The sequence below is a fragment of the Shewanella zhuhaiensis genome (assembly GCF_022484835.1).
Classification (GTDB): Bacteria; Pseudomonadota; Gammaproteobacteria; order Enterobacterales; family Shewanellaceae; genus Shewanella; species Shewanella khirikhana.
This window is the reverse complement of record NZ_JAKUDL010000007.1, coordinates 128024-140320: the sequence shown is the minus strand read 5'-3', so window position 1 is coordinate 140320 and position 12297 is coordinate 128024. Positions and strand designations below refer to the sequence as shown.

Annotated in this window: 9 protein-coding genes; 3 read left to right on the top strand and 6 right to left on the bottom strand. The window is 53.5% G+C overall.

The features are described 5' to 3' along the window. The first annotated feature begins 3 nt into the window (after positions 1–3). Positions 4–1002: an adenosine deaminase gene (gene add / locus MJ923_RS17390; protein ID WP_240592172.1), complete on the top strand. Its 999-nt coding sequence runs from the start codon at positions 4–6 to the stop codon at positions 1000–1002. A gap of 70 nt (positions 1003–1072) precedes the next feature. Here the strand turns inward: add and hemN are convergent, their stop codons facing one another. After that, complete coding sequence (gene hemN, locus MJ923_RS17385) at positions 1073–2449, bottom strand: oxygen-independent coproporphyrinogen III oxidase (protein ID WP_276313147.1); 1377 nt, start codon at positions 2447–2449, stop codon at positions 1073–1075. 102 nt (positions 2450–2551) lie between these two features. On the opposite strand from hemN, the gene MJ923_RS17380 reads away from it, so the two are divergent. After that, positions 2552–3823 (top strand): metal-dependent hydrolase family protein, encoded by a 1272-nt coding sequence (locus MJ923_RS17380; RefSeq protein WP_240592171.1) that lies wholly within the window; start codon positions 2552–2554, stop codon positions 3821–3823. A 63-nt stretch (positions 3824–3886) separates the two neighbouring features. On the opposite strand, the gene MJ923_RS17375 is transcribed toward MJ923_RS17380, so the two are convergent. The 4 genes from MJ923_RS17375 to MJ923_RS17360 form a co-directional block, all read right to left on the bottom strand. Beyond that, positions 3887–4354, bottom strand: a complete 468-nt coding sequence (locus tag MJ923_RS17375; protein WP_126168949.1) for a DUF2489 domain-containing protein — start codon at positions 4352–4354, stop codon at positions 3887–3889. A gap of 17 nt (positions 4355–4371) precedes the next feature. Continuing rightward, positions 4372–4908 carry a Der GTPase-activating protein YihI gene (yihI, locus tag MJ923_RS17370; RefSeq protein ID WP_240592170.1) on the bottom strand — a complete coding sequence of 179 codons (537 nt, stop codon included), beginning with the start codon at positions 4906–4908 and terminating at the stop codon, positions 4372–4374. Positions 4909–4945: 37 nt separating this feature from the next. Continuing rightward, positions 4946–5626 (bottom strand): class I SAM-dependent methyltransferase, encoded by a 681-nt coding sequence (locus MJ923_RS17365; protein WP_240592169.1) that lies wholly within the window; start codon positions 5624–5626, stop codon positions 4946–4948. A gap of 771 nt (positions 5627–6397) precedes the next feature. Beyond that, positions 6398–7018, bottom strand: coding sequence for a c-type cytochrome (locus MJ923_RS17360; protein ID WP_126168952.1), 621 nt, complete (start codon positions 7016–7018; stop codon positions 6398–6400). A gap of 168 nt (positions 7019–7186) precedes the next feature. Here MJ923_RS17360 and yihA point away from each other — a divergent pair, with 168 nt between their 5' ends. Further along, positions 7187–7846, top strand: coding sequence for a ribosome biogenesis GTP-binding protein YihA/YsxC (gene yihA, locus MJ923_RS17355; protein ID WP_240592168.1), 660 nt, complete (start codon positions 7187–7189; stop codon positions 7844–7846). A 1473-nt stretch (positions 7847–9319) separates the two neighbouring features. Here the strand turns inward: yihA and polA are convergent. After that, positions 9320–12091, bottom strand: coding sequence for a DNA polymerase I (gene polA / locus MJ923_RS17350; RefSeq protein WP_240592167.1), 2772 nt, complete (start codon positions 12089–12091; stop codon positions 9320–9322). Positions 12092–12297: the final 206 nt, after the last annotated feature.

The window sequence follows — 12297 nt, the reverse complement described above, 5'->3', positions numbered from 1 at the left end:
ACTATGATCGATAACAAGATTCCTTTGGTGGATCTCCACCGGCATCTTGACGGCAACGTCCGGGTGCAAACCATTTGGGAGCTGGGTCATCAGCACGGTATCGCCTTACCGGCGGACTCGCTGGAGACGCTGGCGCCTTTCGTTCAAATTCAGGGTAAGGAAACCAGCCTGGTCGCGTTTTTGAAAAAGCTCGACTGGATGGTAGCCGTGCTCGCAGACCTGGATGCAGTGCAGCGTGTTGCCCGTGAAAACGTGGCCGACGCGGCGCTGTCCGGCCTCGATTATGCCGAGCTGCGTTTCAGCCCTTACTACATGGCAATGAACCACAAGCTACCTATCGAAGGCGTGGTAGAGGCCGTGATTGACGGCGTAAATCAGGGCATGAAAGACCATCCTCAGGTGAAGATTAACCTGATTGGTATTATGTCCCGCTCCTTCGGTGTGGATGCCTGCACCGCAGAGCTGAATGGCCTGCTGGCCCACCGCGACAAGCTGGTGGCCATCGACCTGGCCGGTGACGAGCTGGGCTTCCCAGGTAACCTGTTTAACGACCACTTCAAGCGGGTACGTGACTCAGGGCTTAACATCACAGTACACGCAGGTGAAGCCGCCGGTGCCGAGAGCATGTGGCAGGCGATTCAGGAGCTGGGTGCGACCCGTATCGGTCATGGTGTGAAGGCGGTTCAGGATCCCAAGCTGATGGAGTACCTGGCCAAGCACCGCGTAGGTATCGAGTCTTGCCCTACCTCCAACCTGCAAACCTCTACCGTGAAGTCGTTGGCTGAGCATCCACTGCGCACCTTCGTGGATGCCGGTGTGCTTGTGTGTCTGAACACCGATGACCCGGGCGTGAGCAATATCGACATCAAGCACGAGTACGCCCTTGCCCATAACGAGATGGGTTTCAGTGCCGCTGAGCTTGCCAAACTGCAGGCCAATGGCGTGGAGATGGCGTTTATCTCTGACTCAGAGCGTAAAGCGTTGTACGCAGCCAAAGCCTGATTTCGCGAACAGTGCAGATAAAAAAACCGGCCCAGTGGCCGGTTTTTTGTTGGCTGATGAAGCCTGAGGCTTAAATCACCCGAGAGAACTGCTGCTGACGCGCCTTTTCGCGGAAGTACACGTCGAAGCACATGCAGATGTTGCGGATAAGCAGGCGGCCGGTTTGTGACACCTCAATGCGGCGGTTTTCAATGGTCACCAGCTTGTCGTCGATAAAGGTTTGCAGCAGCTTCAGATCCTGAGCGAAGTAGTCTTCGAAAGTGAAGCCGAACTTTTCATCGATAACCGCCATATCCAAATCAAAGTGACAGATAAGCTGTTTAATCACCACCCGGCGGATTTCGTCGTCGTGATTGAGCTTGCAACCCTTCCACAGCGCATGACCATGGTCGTCGATGGCTTCGTAGTAAGGGCGGATGTCTTTTTGGTTTTGGGCGTAGCAGTCGCCAATCTGACTGATGGACGACACACCAAGGCCGAGCAGGTCGCACTCTTCCTGGGTGGTGTAACCCTGGAAGTTACGATGCAGCTTGCCGTCGCGTTGCAGACGCGCCAGCTCGTCATCGGGCTTGGCGAAGTGGTCCATACCAATGTACTGATAACCGGCGTCCACCAGGGTCTCGATGGTCTGGTGCAGGATTTCCAGCTTCTGCTGCGGTGATGGCAGGTCTTCGTCCTTAATCTTGCGCTGGGCGGCAAAGCGCGCAGGCAGGTGGGCGTAGTTGAACACCGATAGACGGTCTGGCGACAAGTCCAGAATACGCTGAATGGTTTCGGCAAAGGTTTCCGGCGTCTGATGGGGCAGGCCGTAAATCAAGTCCACGTTGGTGGACTCAAAACCCATGGCCTTGGCCTTGGCAATCAGGTCGAAAATAAACTGCTCATCCTGCGGGCGGTTTACCGCTTCCTGCACCTGCTTGTTGAAGTCCTGCACCCCAATGGAAATACGGTTGAAACCGGCTTCCTTGAGGGTATCGAGCATGGTCAGCTCAATCTCGCGCGGGTCAACTTCGATGGAGAACTCGCCTTCGTCGGCAAAGTTGAAGTTGTCCTTCAAAAGCTTGGTCAGGCGCAGAATTTGCTCTGGGCTCAGGAAGGTAGGAGTACCGCCGCCCCAGTGCATCTGGGTAACGGTATAGCCCTTGAACAGGGGGGCACGATTTAAGATTTCACTCGCCAGGTACTCAATGTACTGATCGGCCTTGTGGGCATGGCGGGTGATTACCTTGTTGCAGCCGCAGTAATAACAAAGCTTGGCACAGAAGGGAATGTGAATATAGAGTGACAGTTTGTCGCTCTTGCTGTGCTCAATGGCACTCAGCAAATCCTGCTCGGTGAAACTGTCGTTGAACTCCAGCGCCGTGGGATACGAGGTGTAACGGGGACCGCTGTAGTTGTACTTCTCGATCATCGACTGATCCCAGCTGATTTGTGTGGGCTGCTTCAAGTCGTGTCCTCCGGTAATTTAGCAATGGGCGAAGTATGAGGCCTTTTCGGCCAAATAACCTTGATCCAGGTTGTAAATTTCGTCACTGGAGAAGGAATATCCATGAAAAAGACGCTCTTGTCTGTCACTTTGTGGGCGTTATGTGCCAATGCTCACGCACTGACCCTCATCCATGCGGGAACCCTCATCGACGGTGAGTCATCAAAGCCCTTACAAGAGGCCACAGTGGTGCTGGACGGCAACCGTATTCAGGCGGTAGAGCGCGGCTATCGCTCGCCGGGCGCAGGCGATACCGTGATTGATTGGCGTGATGGCACCCTGATGCCAGGCTTTATCGATATGCATACCCACCTGACCTTTCAGGGCAGTAAAGACTCTTACCTCGAACCCTATACACTGAACCCGGCCGATGTGGCACTGCGTGGGGTGATGTATGGCAAACGCACCCTCAACGCGGGCTTTACCACTGTGCGTGACCTGGGCGATGCTGGTAATGCTTCAATCGCGCTGCGTAACGCCATCAACAAGGGTTGGGTGCAGGGGCCGCGGATTTTTACCGCTGGTACCAGCATTGGCACCACAGGTGGCCATGCCGACAAGACCAACGGGCGCAATCAGGAGCTGGTTGGCGACCCCGGCCCCAAGCAAGGGGTGATCAACGGTCCGGTTGATGCCTATAAGGCTGTGCGTCAGCGTTACAAAGACGGCTCGGACCTGATTAAGATCACCGCCACTGGCGGGGTACTGTCGGTGGCCAAAAGCGGTGAAAACCCGCAGTTCACTGATGAAGAACTTAAAGCCATTGTGGCTGCCGCCAAAGACTACGGCTTTAAGGTAGCGGTGCATGCCCACGGCAAAGAAGGAATGAAGCGCGCCATTCTGGCCGGAGTGAACACCATAGAGCACGGTACTTACATGGATGATGAGCTGTTTGCGCTGATGAAAAAGCACAAGGTTGCACTGGTGCCAACCCTGACCGCTGGCGAATACGTGGCCGACAAGGCGAAAATTGACGGATTCTTCCCTGAAATCGTTCGCCCCAAAGCCGCTAAAATCGGCCCGAAAATTCAGGATACCTTTGCCAGGGCGTACAAGGCTGGAGTGACAATCGCCTTTGGTACCGACGCCGGGGTGTTTGAGCACGGCAGCAATGGCCGTGAGTTTGTGCTGATGGCCCAGGCGGGAATGCCGCCCATGGCTGCAATTCAGTCAGCTACCTCGGTGGCAGCCAATGTGCTGGGCCAGAGTGAGCTGGGCGCGATCAAGTCTGGCAATCTGGCTGATTTAGTTGGGGTAAAGGGCAATCCGCTGGAAGATATCGCCTTACTTGAAAAGGTACAGCTAGTGATTAAAGACGGCGAACAGGTGAAATAACTTCAGCCAAAAAGAAAAGGGCGCCGAGCGCCCTTTTTTATGCATGAAGCTTCACTGTGACTGTTAGTGGCAGCTTGCCAGCTTGAAGTCTTTCAGACGCTTGGCGTCGTCCAGAATGGCCTCTGTGAGTTCAGCCTCAGACTTCATCCGCTCGAAATCAAGCTTCATCCGTTCCTGCTTTGGCAGTGCCTTGCGCTCTTCCATGATGGGATGATTGCGGATGCGCTCAAAGTGTTGAAACAGTGCCGGATAGTCGCCGCTGACCCGCTCTGACAGTGACAATACCTCAAACAGGCGTGCAATGCGCACCACGCCTTCAGAGACTTCACATCTGTCTTCCAGCATGGCGTGGGCGATGTAGCGAATGTCTTCAAATATCGACTCACGGCGGGCATCGGTGGCAGCCTTGCGCTCAGCCTCGGCCGCAGCGCGGGCTTCATTTTGCTTTTTCAGCTTCCACAGCAGTGATGCCGCATAAGCCGCGAGGGCAAGCACTATCACTACAGCAATAATGACGAGAGTAGAGGACATGGTTCGCCTGCTCCGTTTTAGTCTTTATCCTGATACTGTTTCAACAGCTCGGCGCCAGACTCGAATTTGTCCAGCAGGGCGTCATCGTCGTCTCTGACGTCGGCCTGACTGTCGTCCAGATCGCTGATACCGAGTTTGTCCATCAGGGCTTCGATTTTCGAGAGCTGCTCATCGAGCCAGCGCTGATCTTCGCCGCCCAGTACCCGGCCTTCTTCCAGACGATCCAGCAGTTCGTTCAAACGTGGATCTTCTTCGAGTTTCAGCAGCAGTTGTTCGTCGCTGAGTTTTGGCTGCTTGGGCTTGGGAGCTTTTACCGGCGCCTTGGTTTGTTGGGCCAGCTCCAGTGCTACCGGCTTTTTGCTGCCGTGACGTGGGTCTTTGCTGCCCTTTTGGCCTGAACCACCTTGCTTGTCCAAACCGGGGTTCTGGCGGCTGCCGGACTTATTGCCGGTGTCGCGCTTTTTGGATGAGGGCGCGCGCTCCGATTTTGGGGTGCGGGGCGCGTGTTTTGGCGCAGTGCCGCTTGGCTTGCGTGACTTTTTGATTCGGGTCATGACTGTGTTAACTCCGCAGTGCCTGGAATAACCCGGTTCAATTGCCCGGGGTCAAGTTTGGGTCGCGTTTTATAGCAGATCCCGATGCTTTTTGCATCAGGATGAGGTCGTTTTCGGCAAATATTAGCCTAAAGCCGCTGTGAGCGGCCAGATATTCAAAGGTTTCCCGGCTCGGGAAGCTGACATGGGCCAGATTATTCTTGTGATGCCACTTGCCGAAACGCTCCGGGTCGGTCAACAGTCGGGTGCTGAGCGCCAGGTAGCCGCCTTCATTGAGCAGCCTTTGGAACAGCTGCCATTCCCGATGCGGAGCGCCGAAGTGCTCAAATACCCGATAGCAGCAGATAAAATCATATTGCTGCTGCAGGGCTTCGGTGTCGGGGGCGACAAAGGGTTCGTACTGTTTCAGTCGGTGGCCGGCTTCCTCGATCAGAGTCAGTGTCTCGTCATCGAGCAGTCTGCCGTAATTCAATCCAGAAAGAGAAGACTGGGATTGCTGGGCGAGCTCATGCAGTAAAGGCAACACAAACTGAGGCAGGTTTCGTTGGTTTTCAAGGGAACCGCCGCGGCCATAGCGACTGCGAATGGCCTGAGGTGGCAGATGGGCACCGCCATCGGCAAATACCAGGCTGCAGTGACCACAGCTGTGGAAGCTGCGCTTCTTATCCTGATGAAACAGCCGGGTATCCAGCCTTAGGCACAGGGGGCAACGTCGCATGGGATCCCAAAGTTGAGGCGAGTGTCAGGGCGGGGCAAGTATATCATGGGAAAGAAAAAAGGCGGCAGTTGCCTGCCGCCTCAACATCGGTGCCTCAGCACCCTATCCTGATTCCAAGTATCCGTACTTGCTATGTGACTTTCCCGGTCAGATCCGTCTTCTTTTTACTGCTTTCCTTGCGGAAATTTCTCGTTTTCGGTCTTCCAGACACTTTCTTCATATACTGTCACCTTCCTGATAACAGTTTCCGTAGATGGTCTGTGACACATCCGCTAACCAACCCGTCTTCATTGACGATAAGCAAACCATCCTTGTCACAGGTACCTTCCAGTGATAACAGCATCCAGCCGGTGCATCCAAAGCATTACGCTTCCAGTGCGCTCCTGTGCAAGGCACAGAATCCTGTTGGTTGAGTATCCCTGAATTTTAAGGGGAGGGCTAAACAGCCAGATGCCACATTCGGCGTTCCCTTATTTGATTTACCCGGATTTCATCATGAAATCACTGCTCGTTATTATTATTCGTGAGTGGGCTTAGCGATGTTATTGTTATTAGTTAACTTTATTCTTATATCTTGAATGTAAACCGTACCGAAACCTGTATGTTGTCAGTATGATTTTTGTTCATACAGATGGGTTTGTTTTGGTACGAGGGCAATTAAACCGAAAAGCGTGATCGGTGTCAAGTAAAAATAAAATCAGTTGACGTAAACGTAAACTTTGAGGTGTGAAAAAGGGCGATAATGCTCGCCCTTCATATCACACCTGAGGGTTACTTCAGGTTAGCGATGTACTTGGACAGGGCTTCGATGTCAGCATCGCTGAGCTTCTTGGCCACATCCTGCATCATGCCGTTCAGGTCGTTGGTACGGGCCTTGTCACGGAATTTGGTCAGCTGGATCTTGATGTAGTTGGCGTGCTGGCCAGAAACCATTGGGAAACCGGCTTGCTCAGTACCTTTGCCGTCTGGACCGTGGCAGGCCACACAGGCAGTGATACCGCGAGACATGTCACCACCCAGGTACAGTTGCTCGCCCAGTGCTGGTACGTCGGCTACTGGTGCATGGGTTTGAGTCTGGCTGGCGAAAAACGCGGCCAGATCAGCCATATCCTGTTCGTTCAGGGTCATTACCATGCCGCCCATGATAGGATCCATACGGCCTTCTTTGCCGCCGGTTTTCATGGCGTTCTGGAAATCATGCAGCTGCTTTTCCAGGTAATGGGCGTGTTGACCGGCCAGCTTGGGGTACATGTCGATCATGCTGTTGCCGTCGGCGCCGTGGCAGGCAACGCACAGAGCCGCTTTAGATTGACCCGCAGCCGCATCACCTTCAGCCATCGCAGTGGTAGACATAGCAGCGAGAACAGACAGCGCAAGAGCTAACTTTTTCATAGCGTTCCAACTTCTTGTTAAGATTATTGTCCCGAGCTTACCGGCCTGGCCCGCAAGCGTGGTAATATAGCGTAATGTGATCGGTGCAATATTTTACACGAAAACGTGCAAAAGTAAGCAATTCTTCGACAATTTCTGCCCAAGCCTGACAATACTCCGGAGTCCACAGTGAGCCAAACCCGTATCGATTTTCGTCAAACCAAGTTTTTGATCAGTGCGCCGGATATCGCCCATCTCGACAAGCACCTGCCGGGTGATACCGGGGTGGAAATTGCGTTCGCCGGTCGTTCAAACGCCGGTAAATCCAGTGCACTCAATGCCTTGACTGAGCAAAAGAACCTGGCGCGTACCAGTAAAACGCCGGGACGTACTCAGCTTATTAACGTGTTTGAGCTGGACAGTCAGCGCCGCCTGGTGGACTTACCCGGCTATGGTTTTGCCAAGGTGCCACTGGATATGAAGCGTAAATGGCAAAACGCCCTCGGTGAGTATCTGCAAAAGCGCGAATGCCTCAGTGGCGTGGTGGTGTTGATGGACATTCGTCATCCACTGAAAGATCTCGATCGCCAGATGATTGAGTGGTCGGTAGCGAGTCAGATTCCTGTGCTGGCACTGCTCACCAAGGCCGACAAACTGGGCCAGAGCGACAAGATGAAAACTGTCAATGCGGTACGGAAAGAGCTGGCGGAATTTGGTGATTGGGTGAGTGTTGAACCCTTTTCTTCCTTAAAAGGCACCGGCAAGCCCAAGGTGCTTTCGATTCTGGATGCCTGGTGTCACCCAGATTGGCTCGAAGAGCAAGGTGAGGCTGACGAAGCCGGCGAATAGCCGTATCTCAATGCAGTTAAGAACGCCGCTTGCGGCGTTTTTTATTGCCTGAAAAACAGTATGTTAAATCGACACGGAATTTTTAAGCTGTGGGGTATGTGTTAACGGGGCCAGCCGATATCGGTGTGCCTCTTAACGCTGGGGTCTGGTTGATTTAAGACATAAAAAAACGCCGACGGACCAGCCATCGGCGCAAAGTCTTAGCTCTTTTGGGGAGAAGCTAAAAATTCAACAAGACTCAAGTACCACCAAACTGCTTCGATGGCTCTCAATGAACACATCTTATCCGCTCTTTCTGTGAAATTAAAGTAAAAGCTCTAAATTTTTTTGAGGGCATAAAAAAAGCCCCAGCATACGAGATGCTGGGGCGCCATAATTTGGCATCACTATCAAGTGAAATAAAGGTCTGAAAGATAGAACATCTTAACCTCTGTACCCTACGCCGAGAATAATACTGCAATTGACGGAAATATGAAAACAGTTTTTTTGAAAAAGAGACAATAATGTGAGTTCGATCCCACAGAAACGCTCATAAAAGCAACTTAATTTGATCTGAAAATTACAATTAAAAGCCTATAAACAGTGGCTTAGGTTTTTTCGGCCGTTCATGGAATTTTTTCTGATCAAAAGGCTACATCCAGAGTATTTACTCAGCTCCTCACTGTTTTGCCGGATTTGATACGGATTGTTCGGCCTTTGAGACTGCTGAGAGTGACTAACACGCCCTCCGGTAACCGCATTCACAAGCCGTAACTGACCTCTGACGCGCTGCGCAATAAGCCCGGAGAGCACATAGGTCTGGCTGCTGCATTTACCTTTATGCACACAGATGGGTTTTACATCTTTATATCAATTGCTTATCACCAAAGGAGGAATGCTCTCTTGTTACAGTCTGGCGTGATAGCGCACGACGCAATTGTTCATAACGGAATTGTTCATGACGGAATAGTTCGCGTCGTAATAGCGCCAGGTGCAATCAATCGGGCTGAAGCCAGTTAATTGCAGCAGCGCCGACTTCTGGCGCTGAGTTTCAAAACGGCCTGACTGTTTGTTCTACATGGTGAGAAGCGATACAGCGAGCAGCCATCGAGACGCGCTGAGCGCAGTGTGGCGGCAAGTGTGGCGAGAAGTGCGGTGACAAATGTGGTGGGAAGTTGGCAAGAAGAGCCGGGGCTATCAGAAATAGGGTTATAGAAGCAGAGCAGCGGGAGAACCTGTTACACCAGCAATCTGACCTGCGCTGAGGCGGAATTGAACGCTAAGCGTGACTAGCTCTGTCAGCTGAGATGACCGAACAAAGGTCTGACAGTACGGAAAATGCAGAAATCGGAACTGAGCGTATAACAAGAGATATAAAAAAGCGGATATGGCGATAACTGATATTTCTTTATTTTCAAACGTTTATATTGCTAGTGTTGGCAGGGTAAAGCCGCTGGCGGCGACACTGCGCCGCCAGCGGACTTATCGAGGCTATCAGTGGGCCTGATCCCAGTTGTCGCCAAGCCCTGCTTCGGCCAATAGCGGCACATCTAGGCTGGCGGCGGCCGCCATCATTTCACACACCTTGTCTTTCAGGGTCTCGGCTTTATCGGCATCCACCTCGAATACCAATTCATCGTGCACCTGCATGATCATCTGAATTTCGCCCTGGGTCTCGGTGTTAATCCAGTGCTGAATGGCAATCATGGCCTTTTTAATGATGTCTGCTGCCGTGCCCTGCATCGGGGCGTTAATGGCGGCGCGCTCAGCGGCCTGACGGCGCATGGCGTTGCGGTCGCGGATTTCCGGCAAATACAGACGGCGGCCAAACAGGGTGGCCACATAGCCTTGCTCCGAAGCCATGGCGCGGGTGTCTTCCATATACTTAAGCACGCCGGGGTAGCGCTTAAAGTAGGTGTCGATATAGCTCTGGGCTTCGTTGCGGGGAATATCCAGCTGACGGGCCAGACCAAAAGCCGACATACCGTAAATCAGACCGAAGTTCACCGCCTTGGCGCGGCGGCGCTGCTCAGGCGTCACTGTCTCGAAGGCCACGTCGAACACTTCGGCGGCGGTGGCGCGGTGAATGTCTTTACCTTCGGCAAAGGCGCGCAGCAGGCCTTCATCCTGGGACAGATGCGCCATGATCCTCAGTTCAATCTGCGAGTAGTCTGCCGCCAGAATACGTTTGCCCTTTGGCGCAACAAAGGCCTGGCGGATACGACGTCCCACCTCGGTACGAATAGGGATGTTCTGCAGGTTTGGGTCACTGGATGACAGGCGGCCGGTGGCGGCGTTGGCCTGATGGTAGCTGGTATGCACCCGACCGGTACGGCTATTGATCATCAGCGGCAACTTATCTGTGTAGGTGCTCTTAAGCTTGGTCAGGCTGCGGTGCTCGAGGATGATCTTCGGCAGCGGGTAGTCCAGCGCCAGCTCAACCAAGACTTCTTCGGCGGTGGAAGGCGCACCCTTGGGGGTCTTTTTGATGACCGGATAACCCAGCTTGGTGAAAAACAGCTCCTGCAACTGCTTGGTAGATGACAGATTGAAGGGCTCACCGGCAATGTCGTGGGCCTTTTTTTCAAGCTCATCAATCTTGCGCGCCAGCTCTTCACTCTGCTGACCCAGCAGCATGCTGTCGATAAGTACGCCGCGGCGCTCGATATCAGACAGCACATCAATCAGCGGCAGTTCGAGCTCGGTAAATACTGACTCCAGGCCTTCTTCTTTACTGAGGCGCGGCCATAAATGTTGATGCAGTCTTAAGGTGATATCAGCATCTTCGGCCGCATAGGGGGCGGCTTGTTCGAGGGCAATTTGATTGAAGGTGAGCTGTTTGGCACCTTTACCGGCAATCTCTTCGAAGCTGATATTCTTATGGCCCAGATACTTGAGCGCCAGACCATCCATATCGTGGCGACTGGCCACCGAGTTGAACACGTAGGATTCGAGCATGGTATCGAAGGCCACGCCTTTCAGCTGGATACCGGCATTGGCCAGCACGCTCATATCGTACTTGAGGTTCTGGCCCACTTTTTTGATGGCGGGATTTTCAAGCAGTGGCTTGAGCTTGGCCAGGGTGGCGTCCCGTGGCAGCTGCTCCGGCGCGCCGGGATAGTCGTGCCCCAGCGGCAGGTAAGCAGCCTTACCGGGTTCAATGGCAAAGGACAGACCCACCAATTCGGCCTGCATATAGTCGAGACTGGTGGTCTCGGTGTCCACCGCTATCAGTTCGGCCTTGCCGAGCTTCTCAAGCCAGGCATCCAACTCGGCGTTGGTCAGCAGGGTGTCGTATTGGGTTTCGATGGCGGCAGCCACCGGTGTTTCGGTAGTCTCCTGGCTTGCCTGCGCTGCAGAAGCCCTGGCACCCAGGGGCGACTTGTTGTTCAGCACTTCGGCAAGCCAGCGCTTGAACTCCATCTCGCCATAGCAGGCAATCAATTCGTCACGATTCGGCTCGGTGAGTGACAGCTGATGCCAGTCCTGCTCAAGTTTCACATCGGTTTTGATGGTAGCGAGCTGATAGGACAGTTCGAGCATTTCGGCATTGTCGCGGATTTTGGTTGCCATGGTTTTGGCGCCGCGAAAGCCCAGGTCTGTGACGCAATCGGGCTCGGCCAGCAGTTTGGCCACGCCGCCTGCGCCTGTGAGCATTGCCAGCGCGGTCTTCTCGCCAACGCCGGGCAGGCCTGGGATGTTATCGGCCTTATCACCCATCATTGCCAGCAGGTCGATAACCAGCTCCGGCCCCACGCCGAACTTGGTGGCCACTTCGTCCGGACCAAGGATGGTGTCGGTCATGGTGTTGATCAGGGTGATATGTTCGTTCACCAACTGCGCCATGTCTTTATCGCCGGTGCTGATAAGTACGCTGCGACCTTCTTTGCCCGCCTGCACGGCAATGGTACCAATCACGTCGTCGGCCTCAACGCCGGAAATGCTGATAAGCGGAATACCCAGCGCCTTGATGATGCGATGCAGCGGGGCTATCTGGCTGCGCAGGTCGTCAGGCATCGGCGGACGGTGGGCCTTATAGTCGGCAAACATTTCATTGCGGAAGGTTGGGCCCTTGGCATCGAATACTACCGCCATCTGAGTGGGCTGGTAGCGTGACAACAGGCTTCTTAGCATGTTGACCACACCATAGACGGCGCCTGTGGCTTCACCCTTGGAGTTGGTCAGGTGAGGCGGGGCATAATAGGCGCGGTAAAGGTAAGAGGAGCCATCCACAAGGATGAGAGGGTTGCTGGCTATATCAGGCATAAAAGTGGCGTCGACAGTCCATGGATTCTTGGGGGCTAAGCATGCCACAGATACAGGAATTCGGCCACAGCGAACGGCTCACAGCCTGTGGATAAGTCTGTGAGCTAAAAGATCAACAAATTGGAATGTCATTCGATAATGCTGAAGGGCAATTTTATATGTTGTTGATTATTATTGTTTTTCAAGTTTTCTGTGAGGAGCTTGGC

What these genes read in the sequence shown, in the direction of transcription:
- MJ923_RS17360 (WP_126168952.1), bottom strand. Translation starts at nt 7,018, where the DNA reads ATGAAAAAGTTAGCTCTTGCGCTGTCTGTTCTCGCTGCTATGTCTACC.
- MJ923_RS17380 (WP_240592171.1), top strand. Translation starts at nt 2,552, where the DNA reads ATGAAAAAGACGCTCTTGTCTGTCACTTTGTGGGCGTTATGTGCCAAT.
- add (WP_240592172.1), top strand. Translation starts at nt 4, where the DNA reads ATGATCGATAACAAGATTCCTTTGGTGGATCTCCACCGGCATCTTGAC.
- polA (WP_240592167.1), bottom strand. Translation starts at nt 12,091, where the DNA reads ATGCCTGATATAGCCAGCAACCCTCTCATCCTTGTGGATGGCTCCTCT.
- yihI (WP_240592170.1), bottom strand. Translation starts at nt 4,908, where the DNA reads ATGACCCGAATCAAAAAGTCACGCAAGCCAAGCGGCACTGCGCCAAAA.
- MJ923_RS17375 (WP_126168949.1), bottom strand. Translation starts at nt 4,354, where the DNA reads ATGTCCTCTACTCTCGTCATTATTGCTGTAGTGATAGTGCTTGCCCTC.
- MJ923_RS17365 (WP_240592169.1), bottom strand. Translation starts at nt 5,626, where the DNA reads ATGCGACGTTGCCCCCTGTGCCTAAGGCTGGATACCCGGCTGTTTCAT.